At 64.4% G+C, this 264-nt stretch carries 1 pseudogene; it reads left to right on the plus strand.

Annotated elements, in window-relative coordinates:
- Positions 1-264: pseudogene (locus DXD68_RS24515) on the plus strand (hypothetical protein); the annotation flags it as partial.

Genomic DNA, 264 nt, shown 5'->3' on the forward strand with positions numbered 1-264 from the left:
TCCGACGGCGCCTACCTGGTGAAATACGTGCGCACCGACGTGGAAATCTTCATCGACGGCATTGTGAAGAACCTGCCGCCCGTAGCCAACGAGCCGATCCGCGCCGCTGCCCCCGAGCCGGAGATATGGAGCGAAGACGCTTGCCTCTGCATCCGCCTGCCGGAAGGCATGCCGACATCGCCCGTCCGCATCTTTACGCCCGAAGGCCGCCTGCTCGACAGCTTCCGTTCAGTCCCGGGACTGAACCGTCGGCAATTGCCGACG

This window comes from Parabacteroides sp. TM07-1AC, from assembly GCF_003480915.1.
Lineage (GTDB): Bacteria > Bacteroidota > Bacteroidia > Bacteroidales > Tannerellaceae > Parabacteroides > Parabacteroides chongii.